The sequence below is a fragment of the Klenkia soli genome (assembly GCF_900103975.1).
GTDB lineage: Bacteria > Actinomycetota > Actinomycetes > Mycobacteriales > Geodermatophilaceae > Klenkia > Klenkia soli.
This window is the reverse complement of the sequence record NZ_FNIR01000006.1, coordinates 71923-92850: the sequence shown is the minus strand read 5'-3', so window position 1 is coordinate 92850 and position 20928 is coordinate 71923. Positions and strand designations below refer to the sequence as shown.

The 20928-nt window shown below is 74.2% G+C and carries 18 protein-coding genes; 8 read left to right on the top strand and 10 right to left on the bottom strand.

From position 1 onward, the window contains the following. Nucleotides 1-118 precede the first annotated feature (118 nt). The 5 genes from BLS67_RS10690 to BLS67_RS10670 all read right to left on the bottom strand — a co-directional run bounded on the left by BLS67_RS10690 (nt 119) and on the right by BLS67_RS10670 (nt 5111). Nucleotides 119-1024, bottom strand: coding sequence for an ABC transporter permease (locus BLS67_RS10690; protein ID WP_091244505.1), 906 nt, complete (start codon nt 1022-1024; stop codon nt 119-121). After that, nucleotides 1021-1794: an ABC transporter ATP-binding protein gene (locus BLS67_RS10685; RefSeq protein ID WP_207500482.1), complete on the bottom strand. Its 774-nt coding sequence runs from the start codon at nt 1792-1794 to the stop codon at nt 1021-1023. The genes BLS67_RS10690 and BLS67_RS10685 overlap by 4 nt, the downstream gene beginning before the upstream one ends. 118 nt (nt 1795-1912) lie before the next feature. Beyond that, nucleotides 1913-3145, bottom strand: a complete 1233-nt coding sequence (locus BLS67_RS10680) for an amidohydrolase family protein (protein ID WP_091244499.1) — start codon at nt 3143-3145, stop codon at nt 1913-1915. Nucleotides 3146-3147: 2 nt separating this feature from the next. Next, a complete protein-coding gene (locus BLS67_RS10675; protein WP_091244495.1) occupies nt 3148-4158 on the bottom strand; it encodes a methylenetetrahydrofolate reductase C-terminal domain-containing protein in 1011 nt (336 codons plus the stop codon). Beyond that, on the bottom strand, nt 4155-5111 hold the full coding sequence (locus BLS67_RS10670) for a PDR/VanB family oxidoreductase (protein WP_091244492.1): 957 nt from the start codon (nt 5109-5111) through the stop codon (nt 4155-4157). The genes BLS67_RS10675 and BLS67_RS10670 overlap by 4 nt, the downstream gene beginning before the upstream one ends. 88 nt (nt 5112-5199) lie before the next feature. On the opposite strand from BLS67_RS10670, the gene BLS67_RS10665 reads away from it, so the two are divergent. Together BLS67_RS10665 and BLS67_RS10660 are read left to right on the top strand one after the other, a co-directional pair. Continuing rightward, nucleotides 5200-6534, top strand: coding sequence for an FAD-binding oxidoreductase (locus BLS67_RS10665; RefSeq protein ID WP_242653978.1), 1335 nt, complete (start codon nt 5200-5202; stop codon nt 6532-6534). Next, entirely contained in the window at nt 6531-7130 is a 600-nt protein-coding gene (locus BLS67_RS10660) for a pyridoxine/pyridoxamine 5'-phosphate oxidase (protein ID WP_091244490.1), read from the top strand. The genes BLS67_RS10665 and BLS67_RS10660 overlap by 4 nt, the downstream gene beginning before the upstream one ends. Here the strand turns inward: BLS67_RS10660 and BLS67_RS10655 are convergent. Continuing rightward, the gene (locus BLS67_RS10655; protein WP_091244486.1) at nt 7127-8146 is read right to left on the bottom strand and encodes an LLM class flavin-dependent oxidoreductase; all 1020 of its coding nucleotides are present in this window, start codon (nt 8144-8146) and stop codon (nt 7127-7129) included. The genes BLS67_RS10660 and BLS67_RS10655 overlap by 4 nt on opposite strands. 106 nt (nt 8147-8252) lie before the next feature. Next, entirely contained in the window at nt 8253-9335 is a 1083-nt protein-coding gene (locus tag BLS67_RS10650) for an alkene reductase (protein WP_091244483.1), read from the bottom strand. Between the two features lie 200 nt (nt 9336-9535). Between BLS67_RS10650 and BLS67_RS10645 the strand changes: the two genes are divergently transcribed. Next, nucleotides 9536-11293, top strand: a complete 1758-nt coding sequence (locus tag BLS67_RS10645; RefSeq protein WP_242653977.1) for a putative bifunctional diguanylate cyclase/phosphodiesterase — start codon at nt 9536-9538, stop codon at nt 11291-11293. A gap of 4 nt (nt 11294-11297) precedes the next feature. On the opposite strand, the gene BLS67_RS10640 is transcribed toward BLS67_RS10645, so the two are convergent. Beyond that, nucleotides 11298-12080 (bottom strand): SGNH/GDSL hydrolase family protein, encoded by a 783-nt coding sequence (locus BLS67_RS10640; RefSeq protein ID WP_091244477.1) that lies wholly within the window; start codon nt 12078-12080, stop codon nt 11298-11300. 80 nt (nt 12081-12160) lie between these two features. On the opposite strand from BLS67_RS10640, the gene BLS67_RS10635 reads away from it, so the two are divergent. Then, nucleotides 12161-12946, top strand: a complete 786-nt coding sequence (locus BLS67_RS10635) for a transglutaminase-like domain-containing protein (protein ID WP_091244474.1) — start codon at nt 12161-12163, stop codon at nt 12944-12946. A gap of 4 nt (nt 12947-12950) precedes the next feature. On the opposite strand, the gene BLS67_RS10630 is transcribed toward BLS67_RS10635, so the two are convergent. Then, nucleotides 12951-13877, bottom strand: a complete 927-nt coding sequence (locus BLS67_RS10630; protein ID WP_091244470.1) for an NAD(+)/NADH kinase — start codon at nt 13875-13877, stop codon at nt 12951-12953. A 4-nt stretch (nt 13878-13881) separates the two neighbouring features. Next, nucleotides 13882-15300 (bottom strand): dihydrolipoyl dehydrogenase family protein, encoded by a 1419-nt coding sequence (locus BLS67_RS10625; protein ID WP_091244467.1) that lies wholly within the window; start codon nt 15298-15300, stop codon nt 13882-13884. Between the two features lie 33 nt (nt 15301-15333). Here BLS67_RS10625 and BLS67_RS10620 point away from each other — a divergent pair, with 33 nt between their 5' ends. The 4 genes from BLS67_RS10620 to BLS67_RS10605 all read left to right on the top strand — a co-directional run bounded on the left by BLS67_RS10620 (nt 15334) and on the right by BLS67_RS10605 (nt 20891). Then, the gene (locus BLS67_RS10620) at nt 15334-15843 is read left to right on the top strand and encodes a flavin reductase family protein (protein ID WP_091244464.1); all 510 of its coding nucleotides are present in this window, start codon (nt 15334-15336) and stop codon (nt 15841-15843) included. 20 nt (nt 15844-15863) lie between these two features. After that, nucleotides 15864-18464 (top strand): bifunctional FO biosynthesis protein CofGH, encoded by a 2601-nt coding sequence (locus BLS67_RS10615; protein ID WP_091244989.1) that lies wholly within the window; start codon nt 15864-15866, stop codon nt 18462-18464. A 319-nt stretch (nt 18465-18783) separates the two neighbouring features. Beyond that, entirely contained in the window at nt 18784-19413 is a 630-nt protein-coding gene (locus BLS67_RS10610) for a hypothetical protein (RefSeq protein WP_091244461.1), read from the top strand. Beyond that, nucleotides 19410-20891 (top strand): glycosyltransferase family 2 protein, encoded by a 1482-nt coding sequence (locus BLS67_RS10605; protein WP_091244458.1) that lies wholly within the window; start codon nt 19410-19412, stop codon nt 20889-20891. The genes BLS67_RS10610 and BLS67_RS10605 overlap by 4 nt, the downstream gene beginning before the upstream one ends. The last annotated feature ends 37 nt before the right edge of the window (nt 20892-20928 follow it).

Genomic DNA, 20928 nt, shown 5'->3' with positions numbered 1-20928 from the left:
ACGTGCTCCTAGGGAGGGGTGGGGCCGGCACCTCAGGCTCGGGGTGCCGGTGGACCGGGGCCGACGGCGGCGGGGCTCCGGGTGGTGCAGTACAGGGGGGACGGGCGGACCGGCCGGCTCAGCCGGCGTCGCGGGACTGGTCGTACCAGCGGCCGACGGCGAGCTTCGCCAGCAGGCCGAAGAGGAAGAAGACCGCGAAGCCGAGCACCGCGGTGACCACGATGGTGAAGAACAGCGGAGCGCCCTGCAGCCGCGAGCTGAAGTTCGACAGCAGGATGCCCAGGCCCGGGTCGCCCTTCTTGAAGAAGAGGTCACCCACGATCGCGCCGACGACCGAGAGCCCGGCCGAGATGCGGAACCCGGCGAAGATGGCCGGCAGCGCGGCCGGCAGCTGCAGCTTCACCAGCCGGGTGATCCGGCCCGCCCGGTGCAGCGTGAACAGCTCGTGGTGCCCGCGGTCGACCGACTGGATCCCGAAGAGCGTGTTCGACACGATCGGGAACAGCGCGATCATCACGCAGACGATCACCCGGGACTCGAAGCCGAAGTCGAACCAGAACCCGATGAGCGGCACCAGGGCCAGGATCGGGATGCACTGCAGGGCTACGGCGTAGGGGTACAGCGACGCCTCGACCGCCTTGCTCTGGCTCATCGCGATCGCCCACAGCATGCCGATCACGATGGCGATGCCCAGCCCGGCGAAGCTGACCACGATGGTGCGGCCCAGCGCCGGCCAGACCTTGTCGGTGATGACCGGGTCGAGCAGCGCGTCGGTGATCAGGGTGTGCGGGGCCGGCATGAGGAACCGCTTGCCCGGCTCCAGGAACAGGTAGGTGATCGCGTACCAGACCCCGATGAGCGCCGCGAAGACGACGACCGGGAGCAGGTAGCTGGTCAGCTTGTTCCGGCGGCGCCGTCGCACCAGCGGGGCCGGGGTGGCACCGGCGGCCACCGGGGCCTGGGTCGGGCTCTCCAGGGTGGTCGTCACGCGGGTCTCCTCGGCGGTGGGCAGGGTGGCGGTCACGAGTGGCCCTCGCGCAGCGCGTGGGAGACCTCGCCGGCGAGCTTGGCGAACTCGGGGGTGAACCGGAGCTCGGGGGTGCGGTCGGTGCCGAACGGCACCTCGAAGGAGTCGACGATGTGGCCCGGCCGGCCGGACATCACCAGCACCCGGGTCGACATGTAGACGGCCTCCGAGACCGAGTGGGTGATGAACAGCGCCCCGAAGCCCTTGGCCACGAACAGCCGGATCAGCTCGTCGTTGAGGCGCTCGCGGGTGATCTCGTCCAGCGCGCCGAAGGGTTCGTCGAAGAGGAACAGGTCGGGGTCGAGGGTCAGCGAGCGGGCCAGCGAGGCACGCATCTTCATGCCCCCCGACAGCGCCCGGGGCAGCTTCTTCTCGTGCCCGCGCAGCCCGACCAGCTCGATCGCGTCGAGGGCGGCCTGGTTGGTGGCCGTCTTGCTCATGCCGTGCAGCTCGGCGAGCAGCTCGACGTTCTTCTGCACGCTGCGCCAGGGCAGCAGCGTGGCGTCCTGGAAGACGTAGCCGATCCGCCGGGCGTCGACCGTCGCGGTGCCGGCGGAGGCCTCGTCCAGTCCGGAGGCGATCCGCAGCAGGGTGCTCTTTCCGCAGCCCGAGGGGCCGACGACGGTGACGAACTCACCGCGCTGGATCGTCAGGTCCACGCCCTCCAGGGCGACGGTGCCGTCCGGGAACTGCCGGGCCACGTCGGTGAACTGCAGGACGGTGGTGCCGGTGGCGGCGGGCGGGGCGGTGGGCGCAGGAGCGCTCACGGTCACCTCCGGTGCGAAAAGGGAGTCGGTGCGCCCGGCGGTACCGGGCGATGTCGTCACGATGGGCCGGGTCTGTTTCGGTTGCGTGTGCCGTCGGTGAACGGAGTCGACCGTCTGGTCACGACTGGGCCACAGCCCTCGCGGGGAACACCCGCTGCACCGTCGTGCTCGCCACCACCCGCCCGCGGCTGATCACCGTGCGCGAGGTCCCGGCCCCGGCCACGGCCGCGTCGAGGCTCTCCGCCTCGACTGCGAGGAACTCGGCCACCGAGCCGATCGCGACGGCGGGCACCGGCAGGCCCATGCACCGCCGGGCACCGGAGCTCACGGCGTGCCAGGCCTCGCGGGTCGAGAGGTGACCCGAGGTGACCAGCAGGGATGCCGCCTCGCAGGCGTCGGCCCGGCCCATCGGGTTGAACGGGTCGCGCAGGTTGTCCCCGCCGGCGCCCAGCGTCGCCCCGGCGTCCAGCAGCGCCCGGACGGCGGTCAGCCCGCGCGGGGTGGCCACCGTGGACTCCCGGCCCTGCAGGTAGAGGTTGGTCTGCGGCAGCGCCACGACCCCGACCCCCGCCGCGGCCACCTCCGCCGCGGTGGCCCGGGCGACCTCGAGGGGGTGCACGCCGAGCGAGACGCAGTGGCTGGCCGTGGCCCCGTGCGCGAACCCCGTGGCCCGCACGCGCTGCGCCAGGTGCAGCAGGCCCTGCGCGGTGGGGTCGAGGGTCTCGTCGGTGTGCAGGTCCAGCGGCAGCCCGCGACGGGCGGCGACCTCGAAGGACAGCTCCAACCCGGCGGCCCGGTCGGGCCACATGTGGGGCGCCCCGCCGACCAGGTCGACGCCGAGGTCCACGGCCTCCTCCAGCAGCCGGGCGTTCGCCTGGGCCTCGCCCGGCGCCCACGGCGCGCTGGCCAGGGCGACCACCTGGACGTCGACCAGCCCGGCCAGGGCCTCGCGCACCTCGAGCAGTGCGCGCACGTGCCGGGTGCCCGAGTGGGCGCCGACGTCGGCGTGGGTGCGGATCGCCGTCGTCCCGTTCGCCAGGTACTCGTGCGCGGCGCGGGTGGCCCGGTCGACGAGGTCCTCGTGGGTGAAGGCCGCGGCGATCGTGCGGATGGCCTCGATCGCACCGGCCAGGTCACCGGTGCGGTTTGGCGCGCGGTGGCTGGTGAGCGCCTTGTCCAGGTGGGCGTGCGGCTCGGCGGGTGCCGGCAGCAGGTGGTGGCCGGCCAGGTCGTGCACCTCGTCGTCCGGGCGCACCTCCAACGCACCGGCCGGCGCGACGTCGGTGACGACGTCGTCGGTCCGGACGTCGAGGAGTCGTCCGTCCAGGTCGGTGACCGACCTCAGCAGCATGCTCAACTCAGTCGTCTCCCGATCTCGGCCAGGGCCGTGGCGGTGGTCAGCTCGGTGCCGGGGGCGGCCACCCCGGACAGGTCGACGCCGCGGACGCCGGGCACGGCCAGGTACTCCTCGGCGAGCGCGGTGGCCGCGGCGATGCCGGCCCGGGCCGGGTCGTGGGCGGACTCGATGCCGGCCAGGTAGCCCGCGGGCAGCCGCAGCCCGGTGAACCGGCGCAGCTCGGCGACCGACCCGGGGTCGGTCGCCACCGCTACGCAGGCGACGAACGGGACGTCGGCCCCCGCGTCGGTGGCCCGCTCGACGAAGTCGCGCAGCTCCTGCACCGAGCCGGTGTGGTTGACGAAGCAGACGTCGGCCCCGGCCCGGACCTTCTCCACGAGCCGGTGCGGACGGCGTTCTGCAGGCGGGCCGTGCGGGGTCTCCCCCACCGACACCAGCACGCCGGCCGCCCGGGCCGCGGCCGCCAGCTGGGTGGAGTCCCAGTCGAAGACCGGTCGGGCGTCGGGCCGGTCCCCGGTGGCCGTGTGGTCGCCGGTCACGCAGTGCACCGCGCCCACACCGAGGTCGGCCAGCCCCGCCAGCTCGCCCTCCAGCGCGACCCGGTTGCGGTCCCGGCAGTTGAGGCCCTGCCACACCGGGAGTCCGCGGGCCTGCACGACCGAGGCCCGGTAGGTGGGCGAGAACTGCACCCGCGCGGCACCGTGGTCACCCAGGAGCACGGCGTCGACGTGGCCCACGACCACGTCGGCGGACCGCTCGAGGGAGGCCCGGTCCAGCGCCACCGCCGGCAGGTCGGCGACGACCACCGGCCGTTGCCGCATGAGCGCCAGCAGGCGGGGTTCCGGCGCCGTGCGGACCGCCGTCGGACCGCTCCACCGCATCGTGGGCAGGGGCAGGAAGGAGCACGGCACGGGTGCGACCTCGCAGCGGCCGTCCTCGGCGACCCCGCCGCACGGCCCGTGGGTCATCGCCTTCGGGCAGGCCGGTGCGGTGAGCGGTGCCGTCACAGGTCGAGCACGAGCCGCGGGCCGGCGGCACGGGAGACGCAGACCATCATCGCGGTGTCCTCGGCCTGCTCGCCGGGGCTGAGCACGGAGTCGCGGTGCTCGACGGCGCCCTCCAGCACCGGGGTCTCGCAGGTGCCGCAGGTACCGACCCGGCACGAGGACAGGACGTCGACCCCGGCGCCGGCCAGCGCGTCGAGCACGCTGGTGCCCGGCTCGACGACCACGGAGGTGCCGGTCAGGGCCAGCTCGACCTCGAAGGGCCCGGGCCACACCGGTGCGCCGAACTCCTTGGCCTCGAACCGCTCGACGTGCAGCGTGCCCGCCCAGCCGGTGGCGGCGGCCTCGAGCGCGTCGAGCAGCTTGGCCGGCCCGCACGCGTGCACCGCGGTGGCGGCGTCGACCTCGAGGGTGGCGACGTCGAGCCGGTCGCCCTCGTCGGCGACGTGCAGCCGCACGCGCCCCGGGTACGCGGCGAGCAGCTCGTCGGCGAACGCCATGCGGCCCCGCGTGCGGCCGCAGTAGTCCAGCGACCAGTCGGCCCCGGCCGCGTCGGCGGCGGCCACCATCGCCCGCAGCGGGGTGATGCCGATGCCGCCGGCGACGAACCGGTGGCGGGTCCCGGGGGTCACCTCGAACACGAAGTGGTTCCGGGGGCCGCGCAGCCGCAACCGCTGGCCCACCTCGACCTCGTCGTGCAGGGCCACGGACCCGCCGGCGCCGCCGTCCTCGCGCAGCACCGCCAGCCGCCACCGCGACCGGTCGGCGACGTCGGAGCAGAGGGAGTACTGCCGTTCCAGGCCGGGGCGCAGCACGACGTCGACGTGCGAGCCGGGGGTCCAGCCGGGCAGGTCCCGGCCGTTGTGGGACACCAGGTCCAGGGCGAGGACCCCGTCGGCGAGCACGGTGCGGCCTGCCACGACGAGGTCCCGTTCGACGTCGGAGAAGAAGCTCACCGGCCGATCCTGCACATGCACGGGCCCGCGGGTGCAGATGACGCAGAAGGGTCACACGGATGTAACCGCAGCGGGTTCTCATCGAGTCGTGACCGCCACCGTGCCCGCCACTGCTCTGTCCGCGCTCGAGTCCGAGCTGGCCGCCCTCCTCGGCGAGCGCAACGTCAGCACCGAGCTGCGGGTGCGCGAGCGGGTCTCGGTCGACGGCTCGCGGATGAGCCCGATCATCAGCGAGCTGCTGCCGCTGGGCGTCGCCGACCTCGTGGCGTTCCCGACCACGGCCGACCAGATCGGGCTGGCCGTCGCCGCCGCCGTGCGCCTGGGCGTGCCGGTCACCCCGCGCGGCAAGGGCACGGGCAACTACGGCCAGGGCATCCCGATGTCCGGGGGCCTGGTCCTCGACCTGTCCCGGGCGCGGGCGGTGGTCGAGGTCGTCGACGGCCTGCTGACCGCGGAGGCGGGGACGCCGATGGTGACCTGCGAGCGGGCGGCGCAGGAGACCGGGCAGCAGCTGTGGATGTACCCCTCGACCGTGCAGAGCTCGCTCGGCGGCTTCCTCGCCGGCGGCTCGGGCGGCACCGGCAGCATCGTGCACGGCACCAACGACGCCGGCTTCGTCGCCGCCCTGGACGTCGTGTTCGCCGACGGCTCCGGCGAGCTGGTGCACGTCGAGGGCGAGGAGGCCCAGGCGTTCGTGCACAACTACGGCACCGCCGGCATCATCGCCCGGGCCACCGTGCGGCTGGAGCCGCTGCAGGAGTGGTGCGGCTTCTACGCCAGCTTCCCCGACTTCCACGGCGCGCAGTCGGTGCTGCGCGACCTCGGCGCGCTGCAGCCCACCCCGCGGCTGATCTCGGCCGACACCCCCGAGATCTCCGCCGCGCTGCCCGAGGACCCCGCGTTCCCGGCCGGGCGGGCCAGCGTCCGAGGCATCCTCGAGGTGTCCACGACGGCCCGGGCGACGCAGCTGGTCGAGGCCGCCGGCGGCCGGCTCGAGGACGTGCGCGAGGGCCCCCAGGTGCCGTTGTCGTTGAGCGTGCTCAGCTACAACCACCCCATCGAGTGGCTGCAGAAGAGCGCCCCCGGCGTCTACTTCCACCTGGAGGTCGGCGGCGAGGCGCTGATCGACCGGGTCGACGAGGTGCACGCGGTGTTCGAGGGCGGCCTGCTGCACAACGAGATCGGGCACTCCGGGCCAATCGGCATGCTCGCCGGGGTCTACCGGAGCCCCGAGCAGGTGGCCGCCGGCATCCTCGAGCTGAACGCGCTGGGCGTCGGCGTGCACGACCCGCACCAGTGGAACGTCGACTTCCAGCTCGAGCGGACCGTCGAGACCGCCCGGCGCACCGACCCGCAGGGCCTGCTGAACCCGGGCAAGCTGAACCCGGGGTACGGCGGCCCCACCAAGGGCGCCGTGCGGTGACCGCGGCGTTCGACCTGCACGCCGACGGCGCACCTCCCGCCGACCCCCTCGACCTCGCCCGCAGCTGGCTGCCCGCCGACGACGACCCCGACCGGCCGCAGGTCGTGCTGTCCACCGTCGGCGAGGACGGCTGCCCCGATGCCCGCACCGTGCTGCTCTCGGGCGTCGACGGCAGCGGGTTCGCCTTCCACACCTCGCGCGGCAGCCGCAAGGTGGCCCAGCTCGCCGCCGTCCCGCGGGCGAGCATGACCGTGCTGTGGCCGGGGTTCACCCGGCAGCTGGTGCTGCGCGGACCGGTCGTGGCCGAGGAGGCCGGGCCGCTGACCCGGGCCTGGTCGGCGCGCTCGGACCACCTGCGGCGGCTGGCGTGGCTGAACACCGACGAGCTCGCCGCGCAGGACCTCGCCGCGCGCCGGCTCGGCTGGGCCGCCGACGTCCCCGTGGACGCCGGATCCACCCCGGCGCCGTCCTGGGTGGGTTTCCGGCTGCGCCCGGTGGAGCTGACGTTCTGGGCCGGGGGCGCGGACACCGCCAGCCGCCGCCTGCGCTACGTGCGGCAGGACGACGGCTGGCGGTGGCAGCACCTGGCCGGTTAGGCCTTCGGCGTCCAGCCGATGGCGGGGGCGACCTCGCGGACGACGGTCTCGAGCAGCCGGGCGTTGTAGTCGACGCCGAGCATGTTGGGCACCGTGAGCAGCAGGGTGTCGGCCTCGCGCACGGCGGCGTCCTTGGAGAGCTCCTCGGCCAGCTGATCCGGCGGGCCGGCGTAGGTCTTGCCGAAGCGCGACCGCATGCCGTCCAGGATCCCGACCTGGTCCTCGCCCGACCGGTCGCCGAAGTACATCCGGTCCTCGTCGGTGGTCACCGGCATGACGCTGCGGCTGACCGACACCCGGGGCTCGCGACCGTGGCCGGCCGCGGCGAACGCGGCGCGGTAGCGCTCGATCTGCTCGGCCTGCAGCTCGTCGAACGGGATGCCGGTGTCCTCGGTGAGCAGGGTCGAGCTCATCAGGTTCATGCCCTGCTCGCCGGTCCACACCGCGGTGCCGCGGGTACCCGACCCCCACCAGATGCGCTCGGGCAGACCGTCGGAGCGCGGCTGGATGCCCAGCCGGCCCTCGACCCCGCCGGTCATGCGGGGATCGGCGTCGGCCACGCCCGCGCCGGCGATCGCGGCGCGGAACAGCTCGGTGTGCTGCCGGGCCAGGTCACCGCCGTCGTCGTCGAACCGGTAGCCGAATAACGACGCGCCGCGCAGGGCGGTCTCCGGTGACCCCCGGCTGATGCCCAGCTGCAGCCGCCCGTCGGCGAGCAGGTCGGTGATCGCCGCCTCCTCGGCCATGTACAGCGGGTTCTCGTAGCGCATGTCGATCACGCCGGTGCCGATCTCGATCCGCGACGTGCGGGCGGCGACGGCGGCCAGCAGCGGGAACGGGGCGGCCAGCTGGCGGGCGAAGTGGTGCACCCGGAAGTAGGCGCCGTCCAGCCCGAGCTCCTCGGCCGCCACGGCCAGCTCGACGCTCTGCACCAGGGCCTCCCGGCCGGTGCGCACCTGCGACCCGCGGCCGGGGTTCCAGTTCCCGAAGCTCAGGAACCCGATCTTCTTGTCCATGTGACCTCCTCGGTCTCCCGCTTGAACACTCAACCACCTGTCCGTGTTCCGGACGCGGACGGGCCCGACCGCGGGGTGCGGTCGGGCCCGTCGGGACGGTCGGAGCTCAGCTCTGCGAGAGGGCCAGCGTCGGGTAGTCGGTGTAGCCCTCGGCGCCGGCGCCGTAGAAGGTCGACCCGTCCGGGGTGTTCTCCGGGTGGCCGCCGACCCAGCGCTCGACCAGGTCCGGGTTGGCGATGACCGCGCGGCCCACGGCCACGACGTCGGCCTGGCCGGACTCGACGAAGCCGATGGCCTCGCCGCGCTCGGTCGGGGAGGCGAAGCCGGTGTTGGCCATCAGCGGCCCGCCGAAGCGGCGGCGCAGCTCCTGCACCAGCTCGCCGGCCGGGTCGGCGTGCAGCACCGACAGGTAGGCCAGGCCCAGCGGCGCGATGCCGTCGACCAGGGCGGTGTAGGTGGCGCGGACGTCGTCGGCGTCGGGCTCGACCACGCCCTGCACGCCGTGCTGCGGGGAGATGCGCAGGCCGACCCGGCCGGCGCCGATCTCCTCGGCCACCGCGGTGACGACCTCGACCACGAAGCGGGCCTGCGCCTCCGGGCTGCCGCCGTAGACGTCGGTGCGGGTGTTCGAGTCGGCGGCGAGGAACTCGTGCAGCAGGTAGCCGTTGGCCCCGTGCACCTCGACGCCGTCCAGGCCGGCGTCGACCGCACGCCGGGCCGCGGCCACGAACTCCGCCTTGACCGCGACGGCCTCCTCGGTGGTCAGCGCGTGCGGCACCGGGTAGGGCAGCTTGCCCTCGGGGGTGTGCGCCTCGCCCGGGACGGCGATGGCCGACGGCGCGACGATGCGGTCGGTGCCGGTGATCGCGGTGTGCGACACGCGACCGCCGTTCATCAGCTGCATGACCAGCCGGCCACCGCGGGCGTGCACGGCGTCGGCCACCCGGGCCCAGCCGGCGGCCTGCTCGTCGGTGACGATGCCGGGCTGGCCGGGGTAGGACCGGGACTCGTGGCTGGGGTAGGTGCCCTCGGTGACGATCAGGCCGAGGCCCGCGCGCTGCGCGTAGTGCTCGACGACGAGGTCGCCGGGGACGCCGGCGGCACCGGAGCGGGTGCGGGTCAGCGGGGCCATGACGACGCGGTTGGCGAGCTCGAGGTCGCCGAGCCGGACGGGGGAGAACAGATCCATGCCTGGCGCAGCGGCGACGGGTGGCCCACGATTCCGCCGACTCCTGCGACCCCTGCCACATCCGTGCTGGTCGGCTCACCGGTCCCAGTTGTCACTTCTGGGCGCAGGATCCCCATCCTGTGACGGAACATGCCGGTCCGATCGCGACGCACCCACCGGAGTTGCGGCGTCCTGGGGCTGCGATGGGCGACAGTGTGCCGGTGAGCCTCTCCGTCCCGCCGACCCCGCCGGCTGCGTCCGGCGACCCCAGCGGGCCGCGGGCGGTCGACACCCTGCTGGCCGACCGGGGCCAGCTGTTCCGCGCGCTGTTCCTCTCGGCCCCCATCGGCAAGGCCGTCGTCGCCACCGACGGCCGCCTGCTGGTGGTCAACCCCGCGCTGTGCACCCTCACCGGCCGCACCGCCGACGAGCTCATCGGCCGGCACCTGGACCTGCTCGCCCACCCCGACGACACCCCGGTGGGCGACCAGCCCGGCCTGCCCGTGCCCGGCCGGACCCCGCTGGACCCCCACCTCGAGGTGATGGGCGAGCGCCGGCTGCAGCGCGCCGACGGCAGCACGCTGTGGGTGCAGCAGGCCCGCGAGCTGGTGCACCGCACCAACGGCGACCCGCACTTCGTCGTCCTCTCGCTGGTCGACGTCACCGACCGCCGGCGCGCCGAGGAGGACCTCGTCCGCCGCGCGCTCACCGACCCGCTGACTGGGCTGCCCAACCGGCGTTCGCTCACCGACCGGCTGCAGCACGCCCTCAACATCTCCCGCCGTCGCGGTGGCCCGGTGGGCCTGGTCTACCTCGACCTCGACCGGTTCAAGGCGGTCAACGACTCCCTGGGCCACGAGGCCGGGGACCAGCTGCTGTGCCAGGTCGCCGACCGGCTGCGCTGGTCGACCCGCGTCGAGGACACCGCCGTGCGGCTGGGGGCCGACGAGTTCCTGGTGCTGGCCGAGGAGGTCGTCGACGTCGAGGGTCTGCGCACCCTGGCCGACCGGCTGATGCGCGTGCTGGACGACCCGTTCCACGTCAACGACCGCGAGATCGTGCTGTCGGCCAGCATGGGCCTGACCCTGACCCTGGGCCAGGACGCCGCCCCCGACGCCCTGCTCAAGCAGGCCCACGGCGCGCTCATCCGGGCCAAGGCCAACGGCGGGCGCGGGCGCATCGAGGTGCACGACGAGGCGCTGAGCGACGGGGACGTCGACCAGCTGCAGCTGGAGAGCGACCTGCGGCACGCCGTGGACGCCGGTGAGCTGCGGCTGTACTACCAGCCGATCGTGGCGCTGTCCGACGAGCGGCTGCTGGGCTACGAGGCGCTCATCCGCTGGCAGCACCCCACCCGCGGGCTGCTGCCCCCGGGCGCGTTCCTGGAGGCCGCCGAGAACAACCGGCTGACCTCGAAGCTGGGCGCCTGGGTGCTCCGCCGGGCCTGCACCGACGCCGCCGGCTGGGACGACGACCTGCGGGTGCACGTGAACATCTCCGCGCGGCACCTGGCCGAGCCCGGGTTCTCGGAGCTGGTCGCCGCCGCGCTCGAGGAGTCCGGGCTGGAGTCGGGCCGGCTGGAGCTGGAGATCACCGAGTCGACCGCGCTGTTCGCCGCCGAGGCCACCCTGCGCTCGGTCTCGGAGGTCACCGCCAGCGGGGTCACCCTCGCCCTGGACGACTTCGGCACCGGCTACTCGGCGATCACCGCGCTGCACCGGCTGCCGATCCACACCGTGAAGATCGACCGCTCGTTCGTCGCCGACGTGGTGACCGAGCCCTCGACGGCGGCGCTGGTCCAGGGCCTGCTGCAGCTCGGGCAGGGCATGGGGCTCGAGGTCATCGCCGAGGGCATCGAGGACGAGGAGCAGGCCACCTGGCTGCGTGAGCACGGCTGCACCATGGCCCAGGGCTACGCCTTCGGCCGGCCCGCCCCGCTGCCGGCCCCCAGCACCCCGGCGCTGCCCGCCGCCGGCTGAGGTCTCACACCGGCTGCAGCTGCGGCCGCTTCGCCGTCCGGCCGTCGCCCGAGGACCGGCCGCGCACCCGGCGGCCGACCCACGGGACGACGAAGGACCGCACCCAGGCGACCTCCGCGGCCAGCCGCGCGCGGCGCGGGAGCGCCGGGGCCGGGTCCAGCGGCACGGCCCAGCCGGGCTCGACGTCCACGCCGAGGACGGCGGCCGCAGCCAGCGCGGTGCGCCGGTGCCCCTCGGGTGCCAGGTGCAGCCGGTCGACGTCCCACATGCGGGGGTCGTGCACCCAGGCCGCGCCCCACTGGTCGAGCACGCGGGCGCCGTGCCGGGCCGCGATCGACCACAGGTGCGCGTTGTAGGTCGCCGACCGGCCGCGGGTGCGGCCGATCAGCGGGGTGGCCCGCGGGTCGACGCCGGTGGCCAGCAGCACGTCCGCCCCGGCACCGCGCAGCCGCACCACCGCGGCCTCCATGACGGCGGCCAGGGCGTCGGGGTCGGCCCCCGGGCGGAGCAGGTCGTTGCCGCCGGCCACGATGCTCACCAGGTCCGGGGCCAGCGCCAGCGCGGCGGGCACCTGCTCGTCGACGACCTGCTGCAGCAGCTTGCCCCGCACGGCCAGGTTGGCGTAGTCCAGCGCGCCCTGCGCCCGGCGGAGCTCACCGGCCAGCCGGTCGGCCCACCCGACGAGGTCACCGGGGTCGCCACCGGGGTCGCCACCGGGGTCGCCACAGGGGTCGCCCACGCCCTCGGTGAAGGAGTCGCCCAGGGCCACGTACCGGTGCCACGTCACCGGACCATCCTCACCCGGTGGGGCACGACACAGCGCGCCGGTTCGTCACCGGGGCGGTGCGGGCCGGATCATCAGCGCCCATGCGCACCGACGTCGCCTGCACCCTGACCATCTCCTCGCCCGTGCCGGCCACCGCGCTGCTGCAGGTGGCCGTCGCGACGCCCACCACCGAGGAGCTGACGATCGTGTCGGCGGGGCAGGCGCGCAGCGCGACCGAGACCCAGGTGCACGGCGCCCGGGTGCACGAGCTGCAGGTGGCCGCCGGCGAGACCACCATCGCCTACTCGGCGTCGGTCGAGTCCGGCGGCGCACCGCGCACGGTGACCGCGGCCGACCGCGCGGAGTACGTCCGGCCCTCGCGCTACTGCCCCTCGGACCAGGTCGAGGGCTTCGCCGCCGCCGAGTTCGACCAGACGATCGACCGCTCCGAGCTGGTCGCGCAGGTGGCGTCCTGGGTCAGCGGCCGGCTGGTCTACGTCGCGGGGGCCAGCCGCCCGGTCGACACCGCCATCGACACCCTGCTGGCCGGGTCGGGCGTGTGCCGCGACTACACGCACCTGACCGTGATGCTGCTGCGCGCGCTGGAGGTGCCGGCCCGGCTGGTCGCCGTCTACGCCCCGGGCCTGTCGCCGATGGACTTCCACGCGGTGGTCGAGGCCGACGTCGACGGCGTGTGGAGGACCGTCGACCCGACGCGGCTGGCCCCGACGTCCTCGCTCGTGCGGATCTGCCACGGCCGGGACGCCGCCGACACCGCGTTCCTCTCGCTGTTCGGCGGGCGGGCGACGCTGGGCCGGATGACGGTCACCGCCACGGTGGACGGCCAGCTCCCGGCGCCCTCCGACGAGCCGTTCGCCCTGGCCTGACCCGTCAGCCCGGGGTGGACGCGCCGCCGGGGTGCCGGCGGCGCAGCTCCTCGGGTACCAGCTCCAGCAGCTCCTCGGGCAGCAGCGGGAGGTCCAGCAACGAGAGCTTGACCCGGCTGCGGTCGGCGGCCACCGAGTCGTCGATGCGCACCAGCAGACCCGCCTCGGCGCGCGAGGACACCTCGAGCGCGTCACCGGGACCGCAGCGACCCGTGAGGAGGCCGTCGACCTCGACCGCCGGACGGCCCCCGGTGAGGTCGACCCGCACTGGCTCCCCCGGACCGAGCACGAGCGACCGGCTGATGCCGTTCATCGGCGCTGACGGCGTGACCAGGATGCCCTCGGCACCGGGGCTGACCACGGGACCGCCGGCGGCGTAGTTGTAGGCCGTCGAGCCCATCGGCGTGGCGATGATCAGCCCGTCGCAGCGGTAGTGGCCGTGGCGCCGTCCGTGCACCGACAGCGTGCCCTCGACCAGGCCCTCGCCGGGGACCCGGGCGAGGACGACGTCGTTGAACGCCACGGTCTCCCAGCCCGGCCCGCGCACCACCAGGCAGCTGCGCGACTCGGTGGTCGACCGCCCCGCAGCCATCGCGGCGAGCGCCTGCTCGAGCTCGCGGCCCTCGACCTCGGCGAGGAACCCCAGCCGGCCCAGGTTGACCCCGAGCACCGGCACGGGGCGGTCGACGACCAGCCGCATGGCACCCAGCAGGGTGCCGTCGCCGCCCAGGGCGATCAGCCCGTCGCAGTCCCCGGCCAGCTCGGCGACGTCGACCGCGCGCACCCCGGCCACGCCCAGGCGCTCGACGTCCGGGGCGGCCGCGACCAGGTCGACGTCGTGCGTGGTGGTCCAGGCCGCCACCTGCCCCGCGGCGGCCGAGCAGTCCCGCCGCGGGTGCAGGACCAGCCCGATCCGCCCGGAGGCGTGCACCCGGTCAGCCCTTCAGCGTCTCGAGCAGCCGCAGCCAGATCTCGTTCATCGTCGGGTAGGCCGGGACGGCGTGCCAGAGCCGGCTGATCGGCACCTCGCCGACGACGGCGATGGTGGCCGCCTGCAGCATCTCCGAGACCCCGGGGCCGACGAAGGTGACGCCGACCAGCACCTGCCGCTCGGTGTCGACCACCGCGACGGCCTTGCCTGCGTAGCCGTCGGCGAACAGCGCGGAGCCGGCCACGTTGCCCAGCTCGTACCGGACGACGGTGTGCGCGAGGCCCTGCTCCTCGGCCTGCGCCGCGGTGATCCCGACCGAGGCGACCTGCGGCACCGAGAAGGTGACCTGCGGGGTGGCCGCGGCGTCGGCGGTGGCCACGAACGGCGACCAGTCGGCCATCGACACCTGCTCGCCGGTGGCGCGGGCGACGATCGACGCCCCGGCCTGGCGGGCCTGGTACTTGCCCATGTGGGTGAGCAGCCGGCGGCCGTTGACGTCGCCGACGCCGTAGAGCCAGTCGACCCCGCGCACCCGCAGGGTGTCGTCGACGTCGAGGTACTCCCCCGCGGTCAGCCCGACGGTGTCCAGGCCGATGTCCTCGGTGCGGGCCCTCCGCCCGGCGGCCACCAGGAACTCGTCGCCGCGCACCTCGCCGGCGCTGGTCACCACGACCACGTCGTCGCCGTCCTTGCGGACCGCGGAGACCGACGTGTTGAGCTGCACGTCGACCCCGCGGCCGCGCAGCGACTCGGCCACGGCGTCCCCGGCCTCGGGCTCCTGCCCGGCCAGCAGCCGCCCGCCGCGCTGCAGCAGGGTGACCTGCGAGCCCAGCGCCGACCACGCGGTGGCCATCTCCACGCCCACCACGCCACCGCCGAGGATCACCAGCCGGCCCGGCACCTGCTGGGCGCTGGTGGCCTCGCGGGCGGTCCAGACCTCGACCTCGTCGATGCCCTCGAGGGGCGGGACGGCGGCGGCGGACCCGGTGCACACCGCCACGGCGTGCCGGGCGGTCAGCGTGGTGGTGCTGCCGTCGGCGGCGGTGACGACGACGGTCCTCTCCCCGGCCAGCCGCCCGGCGCCGCGCACGAGGGCGATGCCCGCGCCGTCGACCCACTGCGCCTGCCCGGAGTCGTCCCAGCCGCTGGTGAAGGAGTTGCGCCGCTCGAGGGTGGCCGCGACGTCCTGGTCACCGGTGACGGCCGCTGCGGCCCCCTTCACCGCGCGGGCCTCGTCGAGCACCTCGGTGCCGCGCAGCAGCGCCTTGCTCGGCATGCACGCCCAGTAGGAGCACTCGCCGCCGACGAGCTCGCTCTCCACGAGGGCGGCGCTCAGGCCGCCCTTCACGACGGCGTCCGCCACGTTCTCGCCGGTCGAGCCGGCGCCGATCACGATCACGTCGAAGGTCTGGTCCGCAGTCACCGGCCCAGTCTCGGGGTGTGGTCGACTGGCCGCATGCCGGTCGACCGCGGGGACTTCGCCCAGGCACTGCGCCAGTACGCCGCCGGGGTCGCGCTGCTGTGCGTGCAGGACGACATCGACGACGTCGGGACGACGGTCACCTCGGTGATGAGCGTCTCGGCCGACCCGCCCCTGGTGGCCCTGGCGCTGACCACCGGCGGCTACCCCCTCGAGGTGCTCGAGACCGTGGGCACCGGCGCGCTGACGTTCCTCGCCGCCGAGCACGAGATCGTCGCGAGCCGCTTCGCCTCGGCCGGTCGGCCCAGCGCCCGGCACCTGCTGGAGACCGTGCCGTGGCAGCGGGCGGGGCACAGCGGCGGCATCGTGCTGACCGGTGGGGTGGCGGCGCTGGACTGCCGGGTGGACCGGCTGGTCGGGGCCGGCGACCACACCCTGGTGCTGCTCGAGGTGGTCGACGTCCCGGTGCTGGAGGAGACCCGCGACCCGCTGCTGCGGCTGCGCGGCCGGTGGACCGACGGGGCGGGCCGCACCTTCCGCCGCTGATGGGGGTTGACTGGGCCTCGATGACCGAGGCCCCCTTCTCCGAGTCCGCCGTCCGCCGTGCCCTGGTCCGGGCCGAGCGCGGGGTGGCCCTGGACGCGCTGGAGGCGGAGACGCTGCTGTCGGCCCGCGGGCTGGCCGACGGCGACCCGCTGGACCGGCTGCTGACCGCGGCGTCCCGGGTGCGCGACGCCGGGCTGGTCTCGGCCGGGCGACCGGGGGTGGTCACGTACAGCCGCAAGGTGTTCATCCCGCTGACCCACCTGTGCCGCGACCGCTGCCACTACTGCACGTTCGTGACCACGCCGGGGCAGCTGCGGGCCGAGGGCAGGGCACCGTTCCTGTCCCCCGACGAGGTCGTGCAGATCGCCCGCGACGGCGCGGCACTGGGCTGCAAGGAGGCGCTGTTCACCCTGGGCGACCGGCCCGAGGACCGCTGGCCGGTCGCGGCGGAGTGGCTCGAGGCGCACGGCTACGAGTCCACGCTGGGCTACCTGCGGGCGATGGCGATCCGGGTGCTCGAGGAGACCGGGCTCCTGCCGCACCTGAACCCGGGCGTGCTGACCTGGGAGGAGATCCAGCGGCTCAAGCCGGTGTCGGCGTCGATGGGCATGATGCTGGAGACCACCGCCACCCGGCTGTTCACCGAGCCCGGCGGCCCGCACTTCGGCTCCCCGGACAAGGACCCCGCCGTGCGGCTGCGGGTGCTGGAGGACGCCGGGCGGTCCGCCGTCCCGTTCACCACCGGGGTGCTGCTGGGCATCGGCGAGACCCCGGCCGAGCGGGTGGACGCGGTCCTGCAGATCCGGGCGTCGGCGCAGCGGCACGGGCACGTGCAGGAGACGATCGTGCAGAACTTCCGGGCCAAGCGGCGCACGGCGATGGCCGCCGCCGACGACCTGGGGCTGCAGGAGTACCTGGCCGCGGTGGCCGTGACCCGGCTCCTGCTGGGCCCGAAGCACCGGGTGCAGGCACCGCCCAACCTCACCGACCCGGCCGAGCTGGGGTTGCTGCTGCGGGCCGGGGTCGACGACTGGGGCGGGGTCTCCCCGCTGACCCCGGACCACGTGAACCCCGAGCGGCCCTGGCCGCACATCGACACCCTCACCGAGCTCACCGCGCAGGCCGGGTACACCCTGCGCGAGCGGCTGGCAGCAGGGCCGGGCTACGTGCAGCAGCCCGAGCCGTGGCTCGACCCCCGGGTCCGTCCGCACGTGACCGCGCTGGCGGGCGCGGACGGGCTGGCGGTCGAGGGCCGGACCCCGGTCGGGCTGCCGTGGCAGGAACCCGACGACACCTGGGGCGCGTCGGGCCGGGTCGACCTGCACACCGAGATCGACACGACCGGGCGGACCGAGGACCGGCGCAGCGACTTCGACGCCGTCTACGGCGACTGGGCCGAGCTGCGCGACCGCACGACCGAGGCCCGCAGCGGCGTCTCCACGGCGATCGCCGCCGGCGACCCCGAGGTGCACGCCGCCCTCGCCCGCGCCGAGACCGACCCCGCCGGGCTCACCGACGCGCAGTACCTGGCCCTGCTGGGCGCCGACGGCCCCGACCTCGACGCGCTGGCCGCCATGGCCGACGCCGTCCGCCGCGACGTCGTGGGCGACGACGTCACCTACGTGGTGAACAGGAACATCAACTTCACCAACGTCTGCTACACCGGCTGCCGGTTCTGCGCCTTCGCCCAGCGGCGCACCGACGCCGACGCCTACACGCTGTCCCTGGAGCAGGTCGGCGACCGGGTCGACGAGGCCTGGGCCGGCGGGGCGACCGAGATCTGCATGCAGGGCGGCATCCACCCCGACCTGCCCGGCACCGCCTACCTCGACCTCGCCCGCGAGGTGAAGCGCCGGCAGCCGGACATCCACCTGCACGCCTACTCGCCCATGGAGATCGTCAACGGCGCCGCCCGCACCGGGCTCTCGTTCCGGGACTTCCTGCTCGCGGCGAAGGAGGCCGGGCTGGACTCGATCCCCGGCACCGCCGCGGAGATCCTGGACGACGACATCCGCTGGGTGCTCACCAAGGGCAAGCTGCCGACGGCGACCTGGCTGGAGGTCGTGGCCACGGCGCACGAGGTGGGCCTGCCGAGCACCTCGACGATGATGTACGGCCACGTCGACGCCCCGCACCACTGGGTCGGCCACCTGCGCACCCTCGCCGCGCTGCAGGACCGCACCGGCGGGTTCCGCGAGTTCGTGCTGCTGCCCTTCGTGCACCACAACTCCCCCGTCTACCTGGCCGGGGTCGCCCGCCCCGGGCCGACGATGCGCGAGAACCGGGCCGTGCACGCCGTCGCCCGGCTGCTGCTGCACGGCCGCATCGACCACGTCCAGACCTCCTGGGTCAAGCTCGGCGACGCCGGCACCCAGGTCGTGCTGCAGGGCGGGGCGAACGACCTGGGCGGCACGCTCATGGAGGAGACGATCAGCCGCATGGCCGGCAGCGAGAACGGCTCGCTGAAGACCGTCGAGCAGCTCGAGACGATGGCCGCGGAGATCGGCCGGCCGGCCCGCCAGCGCACCACCGACTACGGGACGCCGTCCCCCGAGCGGCTCACCACGGCCCGCACGGACGCCGGCCGCCGCGCGCTGACCCTGCGGATCAGCCCCGCCTGAGGGCATCCGGATCGTCACGAACGGTCACGGATGTGGCGACCGGCACCAACTTGTTGAACCCTGCAGCATCACGCGAACGCGCAGCGTGACGAGGGGTTTCGAGCCGCACGAGAATCCCTTGACAGCGGTGACGCTGGGTCACATCGTCACCTCTCGACGCGGCGAGGGTGCAGGTGCTCCGGTGCGTCCCCCGGGGTCGTCGATGCCCCCACCGTCAGCGTCGGACCCCACGCGGCCACCGGTCGCGATCGAAGGAGAACCACCCGTGCGGAGACCGCACCCCCGCCCAGGCCCACGGGCGACCCGCGCCCTCGCCGGGGTGATCGCCCTGCCCGTCTCGCTCGCCGTGCTCTCCGGGTGCTGGCTGCCCGACGTGAGCATGAGCACCGACCCCCGCGCGGCGGAGTCCACCGCGTCCACCACGACACCGGGCACCGCGGCCGCCCACGGCTCCGCGTCGGCCGCCGCCACCGAGGAGGCCGCCGCGCCCACCGCGGTGCGGGCATCCGGTGAGCTCGACGCCGGTTCGGTCACCCACCAGCAGTCCGCCGGCGACCGCACCCTGGTGATCGACTACTGGACCACCCAGCAGGCCGACGAGTGGACCCCGGCCAGCACCAAGACCATCCAGCTGTCGGCCCACCTGGAGGGTCAGGAGCAGACCGCCGCCAGCATCGCGGTCAACGTCACCCGGTTCACCGCCGTGCTCGACGACGGCAGCACCCGGGCCACCGTCGTCGACGACCAGGGCCAGTTCGCCCTCCAGCCGCCGTTCACCTACGGCACGGTCCTCGACCTCCCGGCCACCGACCCCGACGCCGGCACCGTGACCGTCACCGTCCAGTTCGACCTGCTGGTCGAGACCGGCCGAGGCACCGACGCCTTCTACCGGCAGACCGTCATCGACACCCTCCAGCTGCCCCTCGTCCTCCAGGAGACCACCCAGTGACCGACGTCGTCGTCCACGGCATGCGGCGGGCCACCGACCGCGTGAACCTGCTCGCCCGCAGCGGCGGCGAGGTCCCCGACATCAGCTCGCTGGTGCCCGAGGAGTTCGGCGGCCGGCACTCCGAGGAGCAGCGCCGGCACGCCACCATCAGCTGCGTCATCCCGGCCTACAACGAGGAGGGCACGATCGGCGCCGTCCTCACGTCGATCCTGTCGCAGACCCGGCCGCCGGACGCGATCCACGTCGTCATCAACAACACCGACGACGACACCCCGGAGGTGGTCGCGGACTTCGTCGGCCAGCACCAGCGGGTCGTCAAGGGCACGACGTACTCCACGACCGTCTACTGCCACGACATCGGCGAGAACCCCGACAAGAAGGTCGGCGCGCTGAACTTCGGCTACTACGTCAGCCGGGGCCACGACTACATCCTGGGCGTCGACGGCGACACCACCCTCGACCGCTTCTGCGTCGAGTGGCTGGAGAAGGAGATGGTCACCGACCAGCGGATCGGTGGCCTGTCGGCGATCTACACGTTCGACAAGTCGACGGTGAAGGGCCCGATGGCCAAGTTCCTGGTCGCCGGCCAGCGTGCGCAGTTCGCCGGGTTCAACATGGACAACCTCATCCGCGGCCGCAACATGGCCGTGCTCGGCGGGCAGTGCTCGCTGTTCAGCATGCGCGCGCTGGAGCGGGTGATGTACCTCAACCACCAGTCGGCACCCTGGGTGCGCGACTCCGAGGTCGAGGACTCCAAGCTCTCCCTGCAGATCAAGGACGCCGGCTTCAACACCAAGATCAGCGCCCGCGCCCGGGCGTTCGTGGGCCCGATGACCACCCTGCGGGCCCTGCACGGCCAGCAGGTGAAGTGGAACTTCGGCGGCATCGACCTGCTGTGGCCGGGCCAGCGCGGTGACACCAAGGGCCAGCCGATGCACCCGAACCTGCGGCTGCGCTGGTACGAGAACATCTCGATGGTCTTCAACATCACCACCCGCATGGCGTTCCTGCTGCTGCTGTCGGCGGCGCTGTCGATCGACGCGTTCGTCTTCAACCCGATCTGGCTGATCCCGCCCGCGGTGGCCACGATGCTCAACCTGCGGATCAGCGCCTCGATGCACGACAAGAGCGCCTCGGACATCTTCTACGCGCTGCTGGTGGCCCCCGCCGAGATCTACATGTGGATCCGCATGGGGCACTTCGTGACGGCCTGGGTGCAGTTCTTCGCCCGGTCGGACAAGGACAACTGGGCCGCCCAGGCCGCCGCCGAGCGCGGTCGCGGGTCGGCCTACGTGATGCCGCTGGTGTGCGCCGTCGCCACGTTCCTGGTGCTGATCTTCGCCTGGAGCCAGCAGAGCGTGGGCGTGCAGTCGGCGATCCTCTCGATCGGGTGGCCCGTGCTCTACCTGATCACCGTGCTGCAGACGCTGTTCATGATCAAGAAGCTGGTGCGTCGTCAGCGGGGCTTCACGGTCTGACCCCTGCACCACCCCTGACGGGGCCCGCGGTCGTCGA